This window comes from Streptomyces sp. NPDC044106, from assembly GCF_056433985.1.
Window position 1 is genome coordinate 1 of record NZ_JBWKFZ010000027.1, and the last position, 17,171, is coordinate 17,171.

The 17,171-nt window shown below is 67.6% G+C and carries 8 protein-coding genes; 7 read left to right on the forward strand and 1 reads right to left on the reverse strand.

Translation table 11 applies throughout. The features are described from left to right. Positions 1–388 precede the first annotated feature (388 nt). Positions 389–1,009, reverse strand: coding sequence for a lysophospholipid acyltransferase family protein (locus AC07DI_RS34180; protein WP_384262849.1), 621 nt, complete (start codon positions 1,007–1,009; stop codon positions 389–391). A gap of 449 nt (positions 1,010–1,458) precedes the next feature. Here AC07DI_RS34180 and AC07DI_RS34185 point away from each other — a divergent pair, with 449 nt between their 5' ends. The 7 genes from AC07DI_RS34185 (at position 1,459) to AC07DI_RS34215 (ending at position 17,152) form a co-directional block, all read left to right on the forward strand. Further along, entirely contained in the window at positions 1,459–2,643 is a 1,185-nt protein-coding gene (locus AC07DI_RS34185) for a glycerophosphodiester phosphodiesterase (RefSeq protein ID WP_478908522.1), read from the forward strand. 132 nt (positions 2,644–2,775) lie between these two features. Then, on the forward strand, positions 2,776–3,303 hold the full coding sequence (locus tag AC07DI_RS34190; protein ID WP_384262854.1) for a sigma-70 family RNA polymerase sigma factor: 528 nt from the start codon (positions 2,776–2,778) through the stop codon (positions 3,301–3,303). A 37-nt stretch (positions 3,304–3,340) separates the two neighbouring features. Further along, positions 3,341–3,853 (forward strand): GNAT family N-acetyltransferase, encoded by a 513-nt coding sequence (locus AC07DI_RS34195; RefSeq protein ID WP_384262857.1) that lies wholly within the window; start codon positions 3,341–3,343, stop codon positions 3,851–3,853. A gap of 501 nt (positions 3,854–4,354) precedes the next feature. After that, on the forward strand, positions 4,355–5,914 hold the full coding sequence (locus tag AC07DI_RS34200; protein ID WP_478908525.1) for a VCBS repeat-containing protein: 1,560 nt from the start codon (positions 4,355–4,357) through the stop codon (positions 5,912–5,914). Between the two features lie 158 nt (positions 5,915–6,072). Further along, a complete protein-coding gene (locus tag AC07DI_RS34205; protein WP_478908527.1) occupies positions 6,073–9,672 on the forward strand; it encodes a LamG-like jellyroll fold domain-containing protein in 3,600 nt (1,199 codons plus the stop codon). An 86-nt stretch (positions 9,673–9,758) separates the two neighbouring features. After that, complete coding sequence (locus tag AC07DI_RS34210; RefSeq protein WP_478908529.1) at positions 9,759–16,643, forward strand: polymorphic toxin-type HINT domain-containing protein; 6,885 nt, start codon at positions 9,759–9,761, stop codon at positions 16,641–16,643. Next, on the forward strand, positions 16,643–17,152 hold the full coding sequence (locus tag AC07DI_RS34215; protein WP_478908531.1) for an SUKH-3 domain-containing protein: 510 nt from the start codon (positions 16,643–16,645) through the stop codon (positions 17,150–17,152). Before AC07DI_RS34210 ends, AC07DI_RS34215 begins: the two co-directional genes overlap by 1 nt. The last annotated feature ends 19 nt before the right edge of the window (positions 17,153–17,171 follow it).

A 17,171-nucleotide genomic window follows, 5' to 3' on the forward strand; every position in this document is an offset into this window, starting at 1 on the left:
GCGGGAGGTGCTTCCTGGGGGCGCGGGGAACTGCGCGACCAGCCGAATCCGGCCCGCAGGCGAAGAACCGGCCGTGGCGGGTACGCCGTCTGACCCGGCCTCACGTCCGGCGGCGCGGGAGGTGCTTCCTGGGGGCGCGGGGAACTGCGCGACCAGCCGAATCCGGCCCGCAGGCGAAGAACCGGCCGTGGCGGGTACGCCGTCTGACCAGGCCTCACGTCCGGCGGCGCGGGAGGTGCTTTCTAGGGGCGCGGGGAACTGCGCGACCAGCCACAGCGCACCCGCACCCCGCACCCGCACGCGAAACGAGAACGTCCGCCCCGACGCCGGGAAAAGAACCCCAGCCCCGGCGCGGACGGACGCACCGTAAAACCGCCCCCCCTGACGGCTAAGCCGCCTTCGCCTTGGTGGCGTACATGTCCACGTACTCCTGCCCCGACAACAGCATGACCTCCGTCATCACGGAGTCCGTCACCGCCCGCAGCACATACCGGTCACGGTCCATGCCGTCGTACCGCGAGAACTCCATCGCCTCGCCGAAGCGGACCGTCACCTTCCCCGGACGGGGGAGCCCCTTGCCGCCCGGCTGGAGCTTGTCCGTGCCGATCATCGCGAAGGGGACGACGGGCGCGCCGGTCATCAGGGTGAGCCGGGCGATCCCCGTACGGCCCCGGTACAGCCGCCCGTCGGGCGAACGCGTGCCCTCGGGGTAGATGCCGAAGACATTGCCGTCGTCGAGAATGCGCCGACCGGTCATCAGCGCGGCCACACCGCCGCGCCCGCCGTCACGGTCCACCGGGATCATGCCGACGCCGGTGAAGAACCACGCCATGAGGCGGCCCTTGAGGCCCTTGCCGGTGACGTACTCGTCCTTGCCGATGAAGAACACCGGACGCTTGGTCACCAGCGGCAGGATCATCGAGTCGATGAAGGTGAGGTGGTTTCCGGCCAGGATCACCGGTCCGGTGCCCGGAATGTTCTCGGCGCCTTCTACCCGGGGGCGGAACATCAGGCGCAAGATCGGTCCGAGCACTGCCTTGATGAGCGCTAGACGGGACAACAGGCCCTCCGGTGTCAACGGGTCGACGGCGAGTAAGTGCAGGTGAGTACGGTACTCGTGGGCCACCGCCGTTTGCACATCGGGTACATGCACTCAATACGCAGTGTTGACCTGATTTTGCGGTGTCTTGCCCTGAGCCGTCTCCTTTGCGACGCCCGCATCCCCACGGTGTCGTTGTGGCCCGAACCAGTGGTTCTTCTCACGCGCGGCCGTCGCTCCGCGTGACGGCCGCCGCCGGCGCGGGGCCGCCACCTCCATGGTGCGCCCACCGTCCGCCCACTCGCCACGCCGCGTCATCCCGCCGTTCCGTCGGAGGTCTCCCACACGTCACTCGCGGCCACCTACGATCAGTCCCACTTTGTCAGGTGCAAGGCAGCGGTACATCGGGAGGAGCGCCAATGGCGACGCAGGAGTCGGGTCAGCAGCAGCCGGGAACGAGCCCGGGGCGGCGGGCGGTGCTGGGGGCCGCGGTCCTCGGCGCGGGCACGGCCGTGGCGGGAGTGCCCGGCGTGGCAAGAGCCGGTGAGCGGCACGGCGGCGGGCACGGACACGGCCACGGCGGATACCGGAGCCTGCCCGTGCCCACGATCGTCGCGCACCGGGGCACCAGCGGCTACCGTCCCGAGCACACGCTCGGCTCGTACCAACTGGCCCTGGACATGGGCGCGCACGTCATCGAGCAGGACGTCGTGCCCACCAAGGACGGCCACCTCGTGTGCCGTCACGAGAACGACATCACCGCGACGACGAACGTGTCGGCGCACCCCGAGTTCGCGTCCCGCAAGACCACGAAGACCGTGGACGGCGCCAAGCTCACCGGCTGGTTCACCGAGGACTTCACGCTCGCCGAGCTGAAGACGCTGCGCGCCAAGGAGCGCATCCCGGGCACCCGCCAGCGCAACACCCTCTACGACGGCCGCTGGGAGGTCCCCACCCTCGAAGAGGTGCTGCGGTGGGCGGAGAAGGAGGGCCGCAAGCGCGGCAAGCCGGTCTGGCTGCACATCGAGACCAAGCACCCCACGTACTTCCGCAAGCTGGGCCTCGGCCTCGAGGAGCCGCTCGCCAAGCTGCTCCGCCGCTACGGCAGGCACAAGAAGAACTCGCCGACCTTCCTGCAGTCCTTCGAGCCGTCCAGCATCCAGCGCCTGGCCGAGCTGGTCGCGGGCCCCCGCGTCGTGCTGCTCTCCACCGCGGACTCCCGCCCCTGGGACTGCGTCGAGGCGGGCGACCCGCGCACCGTCGCCGACCTGATCACGCCCAAGGGCCTGCGCTGGCTGGCCTCCTTCGCCCAGGGCATCGGCCCCGCCCTCGACCTCGTCATCCCGAGGAAGGCCGACGGCAGCCTCGGCACCCCGACCACCCTGGTCGAGGACGCGCACGCGGCGGACCTCATCCTGCACCCGTACACGATGCGCAACGAGAACACCTTCCTGCCCGCGAACTTCAGGAAGGGCACCGACCCGAACGCCTACGGAGACGCCTTCGGTGCCTTCAAGGCCTACTTCGAGACGGGCATCGACGGCGTCTTCTCCGACAACTGCGACACCGCGCTGCTCGCCGCCGCGGACTTCACGAACGGCTGACGGCTGACGGCTGACGGTTGCGTCGGCGCCCCGGCCGGTGACTCGCGTCAACGGCCGACCGTCCGGCCCCGGTTGGGGTGAGAAGCGGCCGCTCCGGAAACCTCGGACCGCGGCGGCCGCGTCCCGCCGGGCATGACGTACGACCTCAAGCTCACGCTCATCCCCGCGCTGCGCCCACTGCTCGCCGCCGAGGCGTCCGCGGAGGCCCTCGGCTCCGGCGCCGACCCCGGCGACCTCGAACAGGCCGTCTGGCTCCGCCTGTTGGAACGTCTGGCGGCCGAGGGCCCACCCGCCGACCCGGCGCTCTGGCTGCGCGGCGCCGTCCGGTCCGAGGCGCGCCGCACCCGGCGCGCCGGCCGACGCGAGGCGGCGTACGCGAGCGAGCCCGCCGACGACGCCGAGCGCGGCCCCGAGCAGCGCGCCCTGACCGCCGACAGCCGCCGCACCCTGCACGCCGCGGTGCGCAGGCTCCCCGGCCGCTGCCCCGGCATCATGGCCGCGCTGTTGTCCCCCGAGGACCTCACCTACCGGGAAATCGCAGGAGAGTTGGGAATGTCACAGGGCAGTCTGGGGCCAGAACGTTCCCGTTGCCTGGGATGCCTGCGCAGAATGCTGACCACAGAGGTTGCGGCTACCGCTCCGTGGGGAAGGGAGCGGTAGACAACCGGTGGAGCAGGTGAGCGGGAGGCATGCACACATGGGCATGAGCGTGACCATCTCGGTGGCGGCGGCCGATGATCAGGACACCGCCGAGCAGATCCTCAAACTGCAGTACCTCTGCTACCAGAGCGAGGCCGAGATCTACGGCGACTACTCGATCGAACCGCTGACCCAGTCCCTCGACTCCATCCGGGCCGAAATGGCGGCGGGCACCGTCCTGGTGGCCCGCCTGCGCGACGAGGTGGTGGCCTCCGTACGCGGCACGGCCGACGCCGGCGGCACGGCCCGCGTCGGTAAGCTCATCGTCCACCCCAGGATGCAGCGCCACGGCCTGGGCGGCCGACTGCTCGACGCGATAGAGCAGCGGCTCGCCGAGGGCGGCGTCACGAAGTGCTTCCAGCTCTCCACCGGCCACCGCAGCGAACAGAACCTCCAGCTCTACCGCAAGCACGGCTACGCGCAGGTGGCCACCGAGCGCGTGAACGACCGCCTCACGGTCCTGACGTTCGCCAAGGAGGCGGCCGCGGGCTCGTATGTGGCCAGCGCCTAGCTGCGTTGTGCTGCATTGCGCCACAGCGTTGTTCACGCGGGTGGTCCAGGTGAAGCCGCAGGGCCAGACGTTGTCGGTCGGTAGGTGTTCGATGTGGCCGATGCTCAGAGGGGCATATCGCCCAAGGGGCTGCACGGATTTCGCCTGGCTTTCACCTCGCGTTCCGTGACGCCCAGCGGCGCGGCGCCTCGGGGCATGGCCGGTTTTCGCCGCGTAGACCCATCCTGACGTGCCGTCCCGTCGGAGTTGAGCCGGCGCTGCCGGGCAGCCTGTGAGTCCGCTGTGAACCTCACATCCGCCCAAAAGGGGCCCGGCTCCCCCGTGTTGCCATGAAATTGAAGTGTGGCCGGTAGGCGCCTTCGGGCGCTACGTTCAGTAATCCTACGTAGCCGTATGTTAAACGCGTGTGACGTGGGTCATATTGACGGTCTATTGGGATGAAGCATTAACTCGCCCCGCTGTGAACATCCGGTGGATGTTCCGTGACTCTGGGGTGGGGCTGTGGAGTTGAACAAGAACCTGCGCGGAGGTGCGCGGGTGACCAAGTGGGGAGCCGTGGCGGCCCTGGTGGTGGCCGCCACGGCGTCCTTCTCTTTGGACGCGCCGTCCGCGACCGCCGCGTCGTGTACTGCCGGAGTGGGCTCGGACTTCAACGGCGACGGCATTCGCGACATGGCCGTGGCCGATCCCGAAGCCACCGTCCAGGGCAAGGCGAACGCAGGTCTGGTCCGCATCGTGCTCGGCGGGGACAAGGGCGTCACCGAGGTCTCCCAAGCGCTGAGTGGCATGACCGCCAATCCGGAGACGGGCGACAAGTTCGGCGCGTCGATCGCCGTGTACGACGCGGACAAGGACGGCTGCGACGACTTGGCGGTGGGAGCACCGTACGAGGACGTCACCACCACCGAGGGGGCGCAAGCCGACGCCGGAGCGGTCTACGTCATCCACGGCCGGCCGACGGGCCTGGGCGCGGGGTCCACGGTCGAGAGCTACACCCAGGCCGGCCTGGACGGTGACACCACCACTGAGGCGGGCGACCTCTTCGGCTACGCCCTGGCGGCCGGCGCCACATCGGGCGGTAAGCCGTACCTGGCCATCGGCGTACCGGGTGAGGCCATCGGGGACCGCTCGGACGCGGGATGCATCCACTACGTGCAGGGCTCCACCAGGACAACGGTCAACCAGGACGACCCGGATGTTCCGGGTGTGGCTGAGCCCAATGACCGGTTCGGTCATTCACTCGCGGCCACGAGCCGCTACGTCGCTGTCGGAGCGCCCGGAGAGGCCATCGGCGACGAGTCGTTCGCGGGGGCCCTGACGCTGTTCGACCACGCCCTCGAAGGCGGACGCCCGACAGCCCTGGACGGCGTGGACGAGAACCACCCGGCCCTGGTGTCCGGCGCGTCCGCCAAGGACGACCGGTTCGGCACGGCGCTGTCGATGGTTCCGTACCGGCCGTCGGGGGCGTCTTCCGAGACCGACGCGCTGCTGGCGGTGGGCACGCCCAACGAGAACATCGGCACGGTCGCGGACGCGGGTGCCGTGACCGTCATCCGGATCAAGCCCTCAGGCGCTGTCACCGAAGTCAACTTCATGGACCGTCTGGCGTCCGGCGGTGACGAGCGGCCGGCGACGGCCGACTTCTTCGGCCAGCGGGTCGCCCTCGCCAACACCGCTCCTGGTGAGGTCGGTACCGCCGAGACGATCAAGCTGGCCGTCAGCGTTCCCAACCAGGAGGTGGGGACCGCGGAGAACGCCGGCGCCGTGCACATCCTGTCCGCACTCGACCGCTCCGGCGGAGGCGGCAAGGCCCTCACGCGGGGCAAGGGGCTCCCGGGCACCGCGCAGGCCCGCGACTTCGCGGGTCTCGGGCTGTGGGCCTCGTACAAGGACCTGTACGTCGGGGTGCCCTACAGCAAGACGCCGGCCGACCGTAAGGGCCTGGTGTACGCGATGTCGTGGAAGCACACCGAAGACGGCAGCGGCTCGGTGCGCACGCTGAAGCCGGGCGCCGACGGCATCCCGGACGAGGGCAAGGCCTTCGGCTCGGACGTGAGGTAGGCGGACACGGGCGCCGTGCACACAGCGGCGCCCGTGGTGGCTTCCCGGCCCGCGGCGTCACCGTGGGTCCAGACACTGGGGGATCAGGGGGAATGGTGAAGAGCAGGGCAGAACGGCGTGCGCGAAGAGCGGCTGTCGCGGTCGGCTTGATCGCTTCCGTGCTGGCGTCCGGAATCGGCGGACTGCCCGCCGCGAGCGCGGCATCGCCCGAGCCGTCGGTTGAACCTCAAAAGGCCGCGTCGGCTGCCGAGTTCACCGATGACGCGGCAGTTCGGCGCGCGGACGAGGCCGGGAAACGGATCGAAGTCCTCGGGCGGCGCACGGAGCGCGGCCAGACGTTCGCGAATCCGGACGGCACCTTCACCACCAAGGAGTACGCGCAGCCGGTCCGAACGCTCAAGGGCGACAAGTGGACGAGCATCGACACCACGCTGATCGAACGGCCGAACGGAACCCTCGCTCCCAGGGCCACCCCCACCGCTGTGACGCTCTCCGGCGGTGGTGACGGCCCGTTCGCCACGATGGTGCGCGACGGCAGGACGCTGTCCCTGTCCTGGCCAGGTCGGCTGCCCGCACCCGAGGTAGAGGGCCCAACGGCTACCTACCGCGCGGTCCTGCCGGACGTCGACCTGGTCGTGCGTGCGGAGCCCGAGGGATTCGCGCATTTGTTGGTCGTCAAGACCGCGAAGGCGGCTGCCAACCCGAAGCTGGCCGGCATCGACCTCCCCGTCGCCACTCGTGGTCTCGCCGTACGCAAGGCGTCCGGCGGTGGACTCGTGGCCAAGGATCCGGCGACCGGCGGCACGGTCTTCGAGGCGCCGCAGCCCGTCATGTGGGACTCCAGCGGTGACAGCGGGACCACCGTGCAGCGGAAGGACGCACCGGGCGCGGCGCAGGCCGCCCCCGCCGACGGCGCCCGAATCTCGGACGTCGACCTCGGCCTGCGGCACGACGTCATGACCCTGAAGCCCGACCTGAGCCTGCTCAGGGGGGAGCGCACCCGCTATCCGGTGATCATCGATCCGGTGGCCAGGACGAAGAGCCGCACCGCATGGACGTGGGTGTCGTCCGCGAAGCCGGGCCTGGAGGGCTGGAAGTTCCCCAACTCGGACGACGGCGTCGAGTCCGGCAAGGGCGTCGGCCGCTGTCCGGCGAACTACTCCGTGCGCTGCACCGGAAGCAACGACGTTCAGCGTCAGTACTACGCGCTGCCGACAGGCAGTTTCGAGGGCAAAAGGATCCTCAAGGCAGAGTTCGCGATCACGCTGGTGCACACGTACAACAGCGAGGCTCGATCGGTGCAGCTGCATCGTGTGAACAGTTCCGGCGGCAGTGCGATCAACTCGCGTACCAATTGGTCCAACCGTCCGTCGAGCAAGGACCACATCACTTCCGAGTCGCCGACCACTCCGACGGGGTCCTGCTCGGCGACCAACCAGAACGTGCGCTTCGACGTCAAGGGCACCGTTCAGAAGGCAGCGTCCAGCGGGTGGGACACGACCACGTTCGGACTGCAGGCCGCGACTGAGGATTCGTACGTCTCCTGGAAGCGGTTCTGCAACAACGCGGCACTGGAGGTGACGTACAACCGGCCGCCCTACCAGCCGAAGATGGACGAGCTGTCCATGGACCCCGGGGGCAAGTGCGCCTACGGGGAAGCGCCCAAGCACTACACGAAGAAGGCGCCGACGCTTTCCGCGATCGTGTGGGACCCGGACCACGGCGACGTGAAGGGCAACACGGAGAAGGTCAGGGCGCAGTTCGAGATCTTCTGGACGGACAAGAACGGTAACGAGAAGAAGTACGTCGTCACCACCGGCTACCAGCAGACGAACACCGACCGGAGCCGTGACAGCGGATTCGAGGAGTTCACCTACAAGGTGGGCGAAGACATCCGCGGTGACGGCACGGGCTCCTTCGCGCTGCCTCAGAACACCGTGATCGGCTGGTGGGTGCGCGGCGGCGACGACATCGGCGGGTCGGGCGAGTCCTGGGGGCCCTGGAGCCACGAGGGATCCGGAACCCGCTGCGAGTTCATTCTCGATTCGACCAAGCCCGACGCGCCTGAGGTGAAGTCGGAGAAGTACCCCAACGACGAGAAGTGGCATGCGGGCGTCGGTGAGTACGGCAGCTTCGAGCTGCACTCCGAAGGAACCGACGTGGTCAAGTACCGCTACCAGTTCACGGGGGAGGCGGAGCGGACGATCACGCCGGGCGCACCCGGCAGGCCGGCCATCGTGCGCTGGATGCCGCAGCGGGAACGGCCGGTGACCCTGTACGTCGAGGCAGAGGACCGGGCGGGCAACAACCGGGAGATCACCAAGTCCTATCGCTTCCGGGTGGCCAAGGGGCGCTCCCCGAAATCCTCGTGGGCGCTGGCGGATCCCGAGGGTTCCGGGCAGGCAGCGGGGGGCGACGGCACGCAGGCGGCGACCGCTGGACCCGGCGTGACCTTCGGCGAGGACGGCCCGCACGGCTCCGTGCGTACGGCGGCGACGCTGGACGGCAGCAGTGGTGCCTACCTCAACACGGGCCAGCATGTGGTCGACACGGACAAGACCTTCTCGGTGGCGGGCTGGGTGATGCTGCCCCAGCTGCCGACGAAGTCGATGAGCGTGATCAGCCAGGACGGATCAGCCCAGTCGGGCTTCTCGCTCGGGTACGACGCCGCCGCACACCGATGGTCCTTCCTGGCGCCCGACAGTGAGATCGACTCGACGATCTCCTGGGAGGTACAGGGGCCGAAGGCGGTCCCTGGCGAATGGACGCACCTGGCCGGCGTCTACGACAAGGACGAAGCAAGAGCCGGCTCCTCGGGCACGATGCGCATGTACGTCAACGGCACCCTCGTGAAGGGTGACGTGCAAGAGCGCCCGACGACCTGGAACGCCACGGGTTCCCTGCAGATCGGGCGCGCCCTGGAGCCCGCCGGCTATACGGCGAATCTCAAGGGGACCGTGGCGGACGTCCAGGTCTTCGACCGTGTCCTTGCCGCGGCCGAGACGCAGAGTCTCGGTGGGATCCCGCCGCTGCAGCGCGCCTACTGGGACATGGACGAGGCGGACGACGGGACGGTGCCGGACCGTACGGACGGCACGGACATGACCCTGCATGGTGGTGCCTCCGTGTATCAGGCGGACGACACCTGCGATGTCCTCGATCCGAACTGCAAGTCGGCCGAAGAGCCCGTCTGGGGAGACGGCCACCTGGTCCTGGACGGCAAGGACGGTTATGCGAGCCGTCCGGCGGGACTGCTGAAGGCCAAGGCGAGTTTCACGGTGATGGCACGTGCCAGGCTCGCCTCCCCCGATGCCACGGCCACCCAGACGGTGTTCTCGTTGCCCGGCACCAAGGGCTCAGTGGCCTCGGTCCGGTTCGACAAGGACAGCAAGTACTGGAAGCTCAGGCTGACCGAGAAGGACGCCTCTGACGCGATCGTGACGGAAGCAGAGGCAGCGGCCGTCCCGCCCAGCAGCGAGGGACGGGGCGATCACCTGGCCCTCTCCTACAACGCGCTGTTCGAAGAAGTCCGCTTGTACGTCAACGGTCAGTGGACGGGCCAGGTCGTGAGGTGGTCCAACGACTGGGACTTCTCCACGGCGGGTCTGCAGGTGGGCCGCGCGGGCCTGGCCTCGGGGTCGCAGTACTTCTCCGGGGCGATCGACGAGGTGCGCGTCTTCGAGGGCGCGCTGGACGAACCGCTGGTGGCCGCCGCGGCGAACCTGAAGTCAGGCGCGAATCTGGACGGCACGGTGTAGCCGCCAAGAGGCGGGCGGAACTCCACGGAGGCCGCCCGCCCTGCCCCGCACGCCTCTGACCCCTTCCTGAGCCACTCGGAGAAAACATGTCCACGCCCCAGCGGTTCCGCCTGCCCTCCTGGTCCACGCGCCCGCATCTGCGCCGCCACGTCGTGCTGGCTCTCGGAGTCTCACTCGCCGTGGGGCTCCTGCCCCAGTACGTCCCGCAGGCGACCGCCGACGACAAGGGGCGTACCCGCCCGGGCGTTCAGGAGGACCTCGGCGCCCCCGTGCCCGGCACTGACCTGAAAGCCAGCAAGAGCCGGCCCAACCCGGCCGAAAAGGCGCGGGTGAAGGAGGCGGCCGAGGTCTCCTGGCCCAGGGGCGCGAGCGGTGCTGTCTCCCTCGGCAGTGAGCCCACCCGGCCGGTCGCAGTGAAAGGCCTGCCCGTCAAGGTCGGTCCGCCCGAGAAACGCACCCGACACAGACCGGCGACTCCCGAGTCCGTGAAGGTCGTCGTCGCCGGCCGGGACCAGACGAAGGCGGCTGGAATCGACGGAGTGCTCCTCACGCTCGCTGACGTGGGGAAGGGCACACGGGCAGGCGGCTCGCAACAGACGGAGGAGTCGACCGAGCCCGGCACGACGCGTCTCACGCTCGACTACTCGAAGTTCGCCGATGCGTACGGCGCGGGTTACGGCTCCCGCCTGCGCCTCGTGGAACTCCCGCGGTGCGCCCTGAGCTCTCCGGAGAAGAAGAGCTGTACGACCGCGCGTGAGCTGCCCGCCACCAATGATGCCGCTGCCTCGACGCTGAGTGCCGATGTCCCGGTGAAGGCCCGCGGTGAGCGGTCCTCGGGCCCTGCCACCGTGCTCGCCGCGACCGCCGGCGCCTCCGGGGACCAGGGCAGCTTCGGCGCCACCCCGCTCGCGCCCTCCGCCGAGTGGAGCGTCTCCAACTCTTCCGGTGCGTTCAACTGGTCGTATCCGCTGCGCACACCACCCGCCCCGGGCGGACTCGTGCCGTCAGCCACGCTCTCCTACAACTCCCAGTCCGTGGACGGCCAGACCGCTGCCACGAACAACCAGGGTTCCTGGATAGGGCAGGGCTTCGGGTACGAGCCCGGCTTCATCGAGCGGCGGTACAAGCCGTGTGCCGATGACGGTCATGCCAAGACCAACGGTGACCAGTGCTGGGCGTACGACAACGCCACCATCCAGCTGGGCGGTGGCAGCTCCGGTGAGTTGATCAAGGACGACGACACCGGTGAGTGGCGGATCAGCGGGGACGACAACAGCAAGGTCGAGAAGCTGACCGGTGCGAGCAACAGTGACGACAACGGAGAGCACTGGCGCGTCACCACGACCGACGGCACTCAGTACTACTTCGGCCTGGACAACCTGCCCGGATACACCTCGGGCAAGGAGCAGACCGGCTCCACCTGGACGGTTCCCGTCTACGGCGACGACGCCGGCGAGCCTTGCTACAACGCCACACTGGCCGACGCCCACTGCAAGCAGGCCTGGCGCTGGAACCTCGACTACGTCGTGGATCCGCATGACAACGCCATGGCGTACTACTACGGCAAGGAGACCAACTACTACACCCAGGGCCTGAAGACCGACGAGAACGGCAAGTCGTACACCCGCGGCGGATACCTCAAGCGGATCGACTACGGCCAGCAGGACGGCAAGGTCTACAGCACTCCGGCTGCCGCCCGCATGATCTTCGACACCGACGAGCGGTGCCTGGCCGCGGCGGCGGACTGTGAGCCCGGCGACCTCACGGACTCGACCGCGGGACGCTGGCCCGATGTCCCCTGGGATCTCAACTGCAAGTCCGGCACCAAGTGCAAGGGGCAGAACAGTCCCACGTTCTGGACCCGCAAGAAGCTGAGCAAGATCACGACGCAGATCCGTTACGGCGACGGCTACGCGGATGTCGACTCCTGGTCCCTGGGACACGTCTTCACGGACAACGGTGACAGCTCCAAGTCGCTGTGGCTCAACACCATCAAGCAGACAGGACATGCGGGCTCCGGCACGGTGAGCACGCCCGCCGTCGAACTGCTCGGCCAGCAACTGCCCAATCGGGTCGACAAACCCGGCGACCAGATCCAGGCCATGAACCGCTTCCGCCTCGCCGGCGTCGACAACGGCACCGGCGGACGGCTGGATGTCCTGTATCGCGACGCCGAATGCAAGGCGAACGATCTGCCGCCGGCCGACTCACCGAAGACAGCGTGCTATCCGGTCAAGTGGAACCCACCGGGGGCCGAGGACCCGATCACTGACTGGTTCCACAAGCACCTGGTCGCCCGCGTGGTCGAGGACGACGTGACCACGGACGCGCCCAACAGCGTCAGCGACTACGACTACCTGGGAGGCGCGGGCTGGAAGAAGGCCAAGCCCGACGGCATCACCAAGGACGAGTACCGCACGTACAGCGACTGGCGTGGTTACGGCAAGGTCCGCGTCACCAAGTCCGGCGGCACCGTGAGCGCCGCCGACCAGCGGACGGAGCATGTCTTCCTGCGTGGCCTCGGCGGCGAGGTCGAGGACTCGACCGGCACCAAGCACGCCGACGACGAGGAGCTCTCCGGCCAGGAGCTGGAGACGATCACCTACAACGGTGGCTACTCCGCCGACAAGATCGTGTCGAAGAACGTCAGCACCACCTGGTCGCGAGCCACAGCGACCCGCACCAAGGACTGGGGTACGCGCAAGGCGTACTACGTGAGACCTCAGACAACGAGGACGTACACGGCTCTGGAGGGCGGCAAGTGGCAGGAGGTCGCCGCCACCACCCGCTACGACTCCGCGACCGGCCGCGCCCTGGAGACCGACGACTACGGCAAGATCGGGGACGCCTCCGACAACCAGTGCGTTCGCAACGAGTTCGCGGACAACAAGACCAAGCACCTCTACGAACTGGTCGCCCGGGTGGAGAAGGTCGCCGTCACCTGCGAGACCAAGCCGGACCGCAAGACGCAGGTCATCTCCGACGACCTGACGTTCTACGACGGCAAGGACCTGGGCGAGGCCCCGGTCAAGGGCGACGTGACCAAGGTGCAGCGGCTGTCGAAGCACGACGGCACCAAGGCCACGTACCAGACGGTCACGGAGTCGGCGACGACGGACTTCGACCGGTTCGGGCGCCCGCTGAAGGTGAAGGACGCCAAGGGCACCGAGACGAAGTTCGCGTACACCGAGACCGACGGACTGACCACCAAGCAGACGGAGACCAATCCGCTCGGCTGGCAGGTCTCCACCGAGTACGTCCGGTCCTGGGGCAGCCCGGCCGCGCAGGTCGATATGAACGGCAAGCGCAGCGAGACCGCCCACGACGCGCTCGGCCGCGTCACCGATGTCTGGCTGTCCGACCGGTCGAAGGACGGGCCCGCATCGATCAAGTACACCTACCTGGTCCGCAAGAGCGCGCCGACCGTGGTCAAGACCGAGAAGAGCCAGAGACATGGCACTTACGGAGTCGAATACACGCTCTACGACGGTCTGTTGCGGCCACGACAGCAGCAGTCGGAGGGCCCCAACGGCGGCCGTATCGTCGCCGACACGCATTACGACGGCCTCGGCAATGTCGTGGAGACCGCCTCGGACTACTACGCCACCAAGCCTCCCGGCGACGACATCTTCAAACCGACCGGCGAGGTGGACGGCCAGACCGTCACGCGGTACGACGGTGCCGGGCGCAAGACGGCCGAGATCGTTCAGGTCGCCGACGAGGAGAAGTGGCGCACCACCTACTCCTACGGCGGCGATCGCGTCCACGTCGACCCGCCGGCCGGCACGCCGCCCACGACGACGATCACAGATGGCCGGGACAGGACGACGGAGATCCGCCGCTACAAGGGCGACAAGCCGCTGCCCTACGGCACGTCGGCGGATTACGAGAGCACGTCGTACGGCTACACCCCGGCGGGGCAGCTCAAGACGGTCGAGGACGCGGCCGGCAACACCTGGTCCTACGACTATGACCAGCGGGGCCGCAAAACCTCGTCCACGGATCCCGACACGGGCAAGTCGACGTTCACGTACGACACCTTGGACCGTCTCCTTTCCACGACGGACTCGCGGAACAAGACGGTGGCCACGAAGTACGACGTGCTCGGCCGAGTGGCCTCCACGTGGGAGGGCGAGCCGGACACGGGCACACAGCTGACCGCGACGACCTATGACCACGTGGCCAAGGGGCAGCTGTACGGAACGTATCGGTACGACGGCGGCAAGGTGCAGACCGCGACGCTCAACGTCCACCTGGACGAGTTCTACCAGCCGGAACTCACCAAGATCGTGCTGGGCGGTGACGTGGCTGAAGAGCTCAAGGGCACCTATGAGTACAGCACCGAGTACAACTCGGACGGCACCGTGCAGTCGCAGCAACTCCCAGCGGGCGGTGGTCTCGGTCCCGAGACCCTCACCTACACCTATGACGACTTGCAGCGCCCGACCCAACTGCTGTCGAACCTCGACGGAAAGCAGCAGGGAGCGTACGTGGGGCTGGCGTCCTACGCTTCGACATCCCAGCTCCAGCAGCTGGAACTCGGCACGGTCGGTGGCTCGGACGGCAAGAAGACCTGGCTCACCTACGAGCACGAGCGCGGTACCGACCGTCTGACGAACTCCACGGTGGATGTCTCGGGCGTCGACCCGGTGACGTACGACGCCGACTACACCTACGACGCCTCCGGCAATGTCACCTCGGTCGCCGACACTCCGACGGGTGGTCAGGCAGACGTCCAGTGCTTCCGCTACGACTGGCAGCGGCGACTGAAGTCGGCCTGGGCCACGGCCAACGCCTCCGACGAGGCCAGGGGCACCGGTAAGCAGAACAAGGCGTGCACGAGCGGCCCGAGCGCTTCGACCATCGGTGGCCCGGGCGCGTACTGGCAGGACTTCGACTTCGACGCGTCGGGCAACCGGAGCAGTCAGGTCCTGCACGGGGCGGGCGGCAAGCCCGATGTGACGCGGACGTTCACGTACGGCATGGACGCCGAGGGCAACGGTGGCCCGCACACCCTCAACAAGGTCGTCACGGACACGCCGGCCAGCAGCAGCGGCCCGGCCGTCAAGTCCCAGGACACCTTCGCCTACGACGCCGCGGGCAACACGAAGCAGCGGGTGCTGAACGGAACCACACAGGACCTGGCCTGGAACGCCGAGGGCAGGCTGACGAGTTCGTCCAAGCCGGACTCGGAGGCCACGTCCTTCCTGTACGACACAGCCGGCGAGCGTCTGCTGCGCAAGGAACCCGGCAAGCAGACGCTGTATCTGCCGGGCATGGAACTCGCCCTGAACACCGACACGCGCGCGGTGGAGGCGACCCGCTACTACAGCTTCGCCGGCCAGACGGTCGCGATGCGTACGCCCAAGGGCGTGCAGTACCTGGCGGGCGACCACCACGGGACGTCACTGGCGGCGGTGGATGCGAAGTCGGGCGCGGTCACCAGGCGCCGCATGGACCCGTTCGGCAACGAGCGTGGTTCCACCGTGACCGACCCCTGGGTCGACGACAAGGGCTTCCTCGGCAAGCCGGTGGACGCGTCGACCGGTCTGACTCATCTGGGAGCCAGGGAGTACGACCCGGCGAACGGCCGTTTCATCTCCGCGGACCCACTGATCGATTTCACTGATCCCCAGCAGATCAACGGGTACGCGTACGCCAACAACAGTCCGGTGACGTTGGCCGATCCGTCGGGAAAGATGCCGGATGACTGCAGGCTCATGGGCATGCAGTGCTGGATGAAGAGCAACGGCGGCTGGGAAACCAAGCCCTCCAAGACCTATTACAGGTACTACCAGCTGGACAAGACCCCCGCGCAGCGGAGGGCCGTGGCCGCGCGGTCCAGAGCCAACGTCGAGCAGAGCTTCGCGGTCATGGCCGCCAAGGAGCTCGGCAAGATCGTCTCGGATGAGCTGGGCATCACGGACGCCCTGGACTGTTTCAGCACGGGCAGCCTCGGTTCTTGCGGCGCGACGATTCTGAACGTCGTCGTGAGCGCGATCGGCGCGAAGATCGGCCAACTGGCCAAGAAGTACTTGTGGAACTGGAAGAAGGGTGCCGCCCTCGCCAAACGGGTCTGGGGACTGCTCGACAAACTCAAGGACAGTTACGGCAAGTGGCGCAGCTTGGACAAGAAGGCCGACAAGCTGGAGGACGCCGCCAAGTGCTCGGCGAACAGCTTCACCCCGAGTACCAGGGTCCTGATGGCGGACGGAAGTACAAAGTCGATCAGGGACGTCGACATAGGTGACAAGGTCCTTGCCACGGATCCGAAGACCGGAAAGACGAAGGTCCGCACGGTCACGGCGGAGATCAAGGGCAAGGGCGCCAAGAACCTGGTCAAGGTCACGATCGACACGGACGGCGAGCGAGGTGACGGGAAGGCCTCCGTCACGGCGACGGACGGTCACCCCTTCTGGGTGCCGGAGCTGGACGAATGGATCGACGCGACGGACCTGCGGCAGGGCCAGCGGCTGCGAACGGGTGCAGGCACGTATGTGCAGATCACGTCGGTAGCACGCTGGACGCAGACGGCGGCTGTGTACAACCTGACGGTTGCGGATCTGCATACGTACTATGTGCTGGCGGGGGCCACGCCGGTACTCGTTCACAACTGCAACTTGGGCGACTATGCCGACAGTGTTCGCAACGAACCTGGGGTGAAGTTTGCCTCCGAGTACACGTCTCCTTCAGGAGCGAAGTACTACGGCCGCAATAAGCATGGCCAGCAGGCGGAAGGGCCGTTGGCGGATGCGCTCGAACGGACAGGGCATCATGGAGGATGCGCAGAGGTTCACTGTCTAATTCAGGCGCAGGCGGCAGAGGGGCCCGAGGCCATTAGGGGCGGAACCATGCGAACAGTAAGGACGCGGAACAACTCCATGCCAACATCGAATACGGATGGGCATGGTGAACCGGCTCACCCCTGCGGTCGTTGTGGCCGACTGCTGGAAGACCTGGAGATCAACTGATGTCCCTGATTCGCTTCGACTCGCTCAGCGAGGATCTACTTGGGGCGCTTGTTGCGTCCGGATGGAGCGCAGGAAGGAAGGTTGATCCAGGTCAATGGGTCGTGCCGCTGGAGGGTGAAGGGTACCGGTCCCATCCATTGGCAGAGGAAATCCTCGCGGCGGTGGGTGGGCTCTCAATCGAGCCGGTCAATCCAGTCGGCCCGAACTTCAGTAATGACGAGCCTTACAATTTCGATCCCATCGCCGCTGGATCAGGGCAGCGTGATCTAGCAACAGAGGTGGAGAGCGTTCTCGGGGGGGACTATTTCCCCATCGGTGAGTGGCTCAGTTATTCAAGCGTGTTCGTAGAAGCTGGGGGGAGGGTGGTTGCTGCTGGCATGGGTTGGATTTGGGAGCTTGGTTCCACCTTTGAAGACTCCCTAGAGTTGGCAGTCTGCGCGAATCGCCCACTGAACTGTTTGCACTCTGATCCGGGACTCGATCCTTGGCCGAGACCTGATTCTCGTTAGTGAATATCTCGGCCGCGTA